Source organism: bacterium, assembly GCA_035945995.1.
GTDB lineage: Bacteria > Sysuimicrobiota > Sysuimicrobiia > Sysuimicrobiales > Segetimicrobiaceae > DASSJF01.
This window is the reverse complement of sequence record DASYZR010000132.1, coordinates 1-5,047: the sequence shown is the minus strand read 5'-3', so window position 1 is coordinate 5,047 and position 5,047 is coordinate 1. Positions and strand designations below refer to the sequence as shown.

Genomic DNA, 5,047 nt, shown 5'->3' with positions numbered 1-5,047 from the left:
CACGGCGAAGATGATCGGCGGGTCGCGGCCGATTACGGCGATGTTCAGCATGATGAGCGTCGTGAAGCCGATGAACATCGCGAGCGCGTACACTCCGATCACGAAGAAGAAGGGCCGCTCGAGGGGCCGGGTCTCCTTCGTCCGGTCGAGGAACGGCACGATCATCCCGTAGCCGATCAACAGGCCCGGCGCGATGCCGGCCCACAGGGGCGGCATGTACTTGACCAGCTGATACAACGCGAGAAAGTACCAGTCGGAAAGAATCGGCAGTGGCGTGCGATTAGGATTGGCCCACCGCCCCAACGCCGCCAGCTGATCGAAGCTGACGTACGCGAGGAACGCCAGCACCAGCCCGATGGTGAAGTACGACAGGTTGAGCCGGCGCCGCCGGGTGCGGTAGAAGAACACCTCGGCGAGAACGGCGAAGACGATCGAGATGCCGTAGTGAATGGCGTAGAACCGCGTGAGCGTCGCCTGGCCGAGCGCCGGGCCGCCGAGGAAGATGTACGCGATCGCGTGCCCGACCCCGAGCTTGCCGATCCCCGGGATCTCGTCGTAGTAGGTAGGCACGGTCAGGACCGTCTTGGCCGCCCAAAACGCGCGCTGGTTCCAGATCAGCGCGTAGCCGGTGATTCCGGAGATCATCGCCAGCACCAGCGACGCGAACAGAATCATCCACGACAGCTCGCCCGGCTTCTTGTACTCGGCGGCGAAGTACATGCGGTAGATCCGGAGCGTGATCGTGACCACCAGCATGTCGGCGCCGTACTTGTGCATGCCGCGGACGAGCCAGCCGAACGGGATGTCTTCCGTCAAATGCAGGATCGAGCGGTAGGCCCCGGTCGTCGTCGGGATGTACCAGACCATCAGGATGATCCCGGAGACGATGACGACCATCCACGACAGCCAGACGAGGCCGCCGAGGATGTACAGCGGACTGTCCTGCTGGGCCGTCTTGGTCTCGTCGAAGAGGTCCAGGTGCTGCTTGCGATCCTGGAGCCACTCGCGCAGATTCGCCAGCACCGCCTCCACGCGTCAGCCCTCCGCGGCGACGACGGGCCGCGCAGGACGCTCCGCGATCCCGCCCGACTCGGCGCCCGTGACGATGATGTCCTGCCCCTTGATCTCGAACTGGAAGTAACGGGCGCCTCGCGGCGCCGGTCCCGAGATCACGTTGCCCGGATCGCCCGGGAACGTAGGATCGTAAATGCTGAGGTGGCACGGGCACGCCATGAGCGAATGCTGTTCGGCCCGCGGGGGCACAAAGCCGCCGTACCCGGCCGTGACCTCGTGCCAGTCCGGGATGAAGTTGAAGATGCAGCCTAGGTGCGGGCAGATGCGCTGGAAGAGGGCGATGTCCGTCTCCCCCCCCTGGAAGCCCACGTAGCCCTGCGTGTTCGCGAACCTCACCTTCTGCGGCAGCTTCACGGCCACCCCGGCGATGTTGGCCTTCTTTGACCCTTCCGGGTCGTACTGCGGGTATGACTGGATGTACGTGAAGAAAAAGTAATCCCACGGCTTCACGAGGGCTGTGGTGGACCCGACCACCTGCGCGCCGCCGGACGGGGTGTCTCCCGCCGTCATGTTCACCTGGTAGGGCCCGTCGTTCGGCTTAAGGTACCGCACCAACGGCGACAGAATCGCGAGCACCCCTCCAATGATGGGAATCGCGGTGAGCGTCTTCAGCAATCGCCGCCGATCGATCTTCATCGTGCCGTCGCCTCCCGCACGTCCCGCCTGCCCCGCCTGCCCCGCGCCAGACGGGGCGCCAGACGGGGCCTCCACCTCGCCGTCATTTGATCGGCGGATGCTTGTAGAAGAACGTGTAGACGTAGTCCACAAGTCCGTCCAGCTGCTGCTTCGTCAACTTGCCGCGGAACGACGGCATCGCGCCGTGGCCGTCCAGGATCGCGTTGCTGATTTCGCTCGGGTTGCGCTGCACCATGTAGTTGGCGTCGGTGAAGATGCCGGGGCCCTCGCTGCGGGCCCACGACCACACCTGCGCCGCCATCTCGGGTCCCCGCGGACCCTTGCCGTCGCCGTTGGTGCCGTGGCACGCCGCGCACTGCTGCTCGTACGTCTGCCGGGCGGCGCTCAGTTCCTCCGGGGTCGTGCGGAACATCATCTCGTACGCGTTCGCGTCCCACCGCTCCGCGTTCGTCAAGGTCTGCGCCTTGTTCGCTCCGAACGACGCCGCCGGTCCGAACGCCGGCATCGCGGTGTGCGGCCGGCCGCCGGTCACCGTTTCATACAGGATTGCCGGGCTGATCACGGCCTCGAGGTCGCGGTTGTGGAAATTGATCGGCTTGCTGGGCAGCGGCGGCCGGTGGAGCTCGATGTGGAAGAGACCGAGCAGCGCGGTCAGCACGTCCTTGTCCGGCGCGGTCAGCGTCGCCGCCATCGGGCCGTTTCCGTCACCCTTCGGACCGTGGCATACCGCGCAGTTGGCGTCAAACACCTTTTTCCCCTCGACGGCATCGGGGGTGATGGACCGCTCGTTTTCGTCGGTGACCAGCGGAATCTCGACATCCTGCGCCGGCGGGAGCCGCAGGTCGACCTTGGCGCCGCTCATGTTGACCTGCGATTGGCAGCCGGCGGCGACGACGGCCGCGGTCAGCACCGCGACGGTCGCAGCGGCACGCCGCCCCCACAATCCGGTGGACATGCGGACTCTCTCTCCTCCGTACCCGTGCGCCGGGCCCCATCTGGCGCGCGCCAAACCCCGTCTCGCGCCCCGTTCGGCGCCCCGTCGGGCGCCCCGTCTGGCGCGGGGCAGGCGGGGCAGGCGGGACAGGCGCACAGCCGCTAGTGACCAAATGTGCGCGGGGAATTTTGCTTCCACGCCGTCGCAGGGCTCTCCTCCGCCCCGGCGCGCCGCACGCCGCGTCACGACGTCGGCCGGTGAGCGACGGCGGCGAGCGCATCGAGGCGGCGCAGCGCCTCGAGCGCCGCCGCTTCCTGCCCCCGGCGTAGCGTCTCGTAGTCGGCGTCGCTCATCTTGCCGGTCGCGTGATCGAGCGCAAGATCGCGCAACGCGCGCAGCGCCGCCTCGCGCTGCGCGACCAGGCGCGCGTGCTCGCCCGCGGCGTCACCGGCGGGCGCCGCCCCGCCCCGGCGAAAGAGCGGCAGCAACACATACCACGCCGCCGCCGCGGCGAGGGCCGCGGTGACGACCGCCGTCACCGGCCCGGGGCCGGTCCCCCTGCAAGGGGGACGCCCAGCGCGGACGCCGCTACGACGGCGGGCACCGCCCGGGGCCGCGCCTCCGGCAGCATCGCGACGATCGCGCCGAAACTCAAGACGACCCCGCCCGCCCACATCCACATCACGAGCGGATTGACAAGGAGGCGCAGGGTGGCGCGGCCGTCGGCCGTCCATCCGACGAGCGTGATGTACAGGTCGTCGCGCAGCGTGCTGCGCAGCGCCACATCGCTCGTCGAGTCGCGGCCGTTGAGATAGAGGCGCCGCGCGGCCACGAGCCCGCCGAGGTCTCGCCCGCCCGCGAACAACCGCAGGCGCGCGCCGACCACGAGCGCGCCGCCGGCCGTCGTCTGTCCCAACTCCTCGTACCGCACCCGGTACGGGCCGACGCCCGCGGCGGCCCCCGGCGCCAGCGTCACGACCCGCTGCGTGGAAAACACCGACGAGCCCGTAATCCCGCACAGCAGGAGCAGCATCCCGAAGTGCACGATATAGCCGCCGTACCGCCGCCGGTTGCGCGCCACGAGGGCCACGAGCGCCTGCGGCGGCGATTCGCCGCGCACCGTCTGCCGGACGCGCACGCCGCGGGCGAACTCGAGGCCGATGGTCCCGGCCACGAACCCCGCGAGCGCAAACACGAGGATCGGACCCGGGGCGCGCATTCCCGCGGCGAGCAGCACCCCGCCGACCAGCACGCCGCCGGCGCCGGGAGCCAGGAAGTTCCGGCGGAGCTGGTCGGGCGAGGCCCGGCGCCACGCCAGCAGCGGTCCCACCCCCATCAGGACGAGCAGGCCGACGGCGATCGGCGCGACCACATGATCGAAAAACGGCGGGCCCACGTTCACCCGCCGCCCCGTCAGGACCTCGGAGAGCACCGGGAACACGGTCCCGAGAAACACCGTGAGCGCGATCGCCAAGAACAGGACGTTGTTGAGCACGAAGGCGCTCTCCCGGGACAAGGCCGCGTCCAGCTCGTAGCGGCTGCGTAGTTGCTCCCACCGCCACGCCGCCGTGGCAAACGCGATCAGCATGACGCCCCCCAGGAAGGCCAGAAACAGCGTCCCGATCGACGACTGCGTGAAGGAATGAATGCTGCTCAGTACTCCGCTGCGGGTGAGGAACGTCCCAAAGATCGACAGGCCGAACGCGAGGATCACGAGCACGACGTTCCACCGGCTCAACATCCGGCGGCGTTCCTGGATCATCACCGAATGGATGAAGGCCGTCGCGACGAGCCAGGGCATGAGCGCCGCGTTCTCCACCGGGTCCCACGCCCAGTACCCGCCCCATCCCAGCACGACGTACGACCATTTCGCCCCGAACCACAGCCCCATGCTGAGGCAGTACCACGCCCACACCATCCACCGCCGCGCCAGCAGCACCCCGCCGTCCACGTCGCGCCCGGCGGCGAGGGCGGCCATCACGATGGCGAAGGGCACCGTGAGGCCGACGTAGCCCAGGTAGAGCGTGGGCGGATGAATCGCCATCCAGGGATTCAGCAGCAGCGGGTTCATGCCGTTGCCGTCCGCGGCCGGAAACGGCACCGTCACAAACGGCGAGGCCACCGTGGCGAGCAAGAGCAGGAAAAAGGCGGCGACGCCGCCGAGCACGGCGACCACACCTGGCAGGAGCGCCGGCTCCGCGCGCTCCACGGCCCGCACCGCAACCAGCGAGTATCCCGCGAGGACGAGCGCCCAGAGGAGCAGCGAGCCCTCCATCCCGCCCCAAAATGCGGTGAGGTCGTACACGAACGTCTGCGCGTCTGCGACGTGCGTGGCGACGTACTGAAAGCTGTAGTCGCGGGTGCCGAGCGCCGCCAGCAGAACGGCCGCCGCCACCGCCAGCA

5 protein-coding genes are annotated in these 5,047 nt (G+C 69.0%); all 5 read right to left on the bottom strand.

The features are described 5' to 3' along the window. Nucleotides 1-1,032, bottom strand: a 1,032-nt coding sequence (locus VGZ23_15145) for a cytochrome b N-terminal domain-containing protein (GenBank protein HEV2358927.1), incomplete at its 3' end; no start/stop codon positions are given. 3 nt (nucleotides 1,033-1,035) lie between these two features. Beyond that, on the bottom strand, nucleotides 1,036-1,710 hold the full coding sequence (locus VGZ23_15140; protein HEV2358926.1) for a hypothetical protein: 675 nt from the start codon (nucleotides 1,708-1,710) through the stop codon (nucleotides 1,036-1,038). Between the two features lie 82 nt (nucleotides 1,711-1,792). Beyond that, entirely contained in the window at nucleotides 1,793-2,665 is an 873-nt protein-coding gene (locus tag VGZ23_15135; GenBank protein HEV2358925.1) for a c-type cytochrome, read from the bottom strand. 221 nt (nucleotides 2,666-2,886) lie between these two features. Then, nucleotides 2,887-3,183: a hypothetical protein gene (locus tag VGZ23_15130; GenBank protein ID HEV2358924.1), complete on the bottom strand. Its 297-nt coding sequence runs from the start codon at nucleotides 3,181-3,183 to the stop codon at nucleotides 2,887-2,889. Beyond that, nucleotides 3,180-5,047: cytochrome c-type biogenesis CcmF C-terminal domain-containing protein (locus VGZ23_15125; GenBank protein HEV2358923.1), on the bottom strand; the 1,868-nt coding region annotated here is incomplete at its 5' end. The genes VGZ23_15130 and VGZ23_15125, both read right to left, overlap by 4 nt.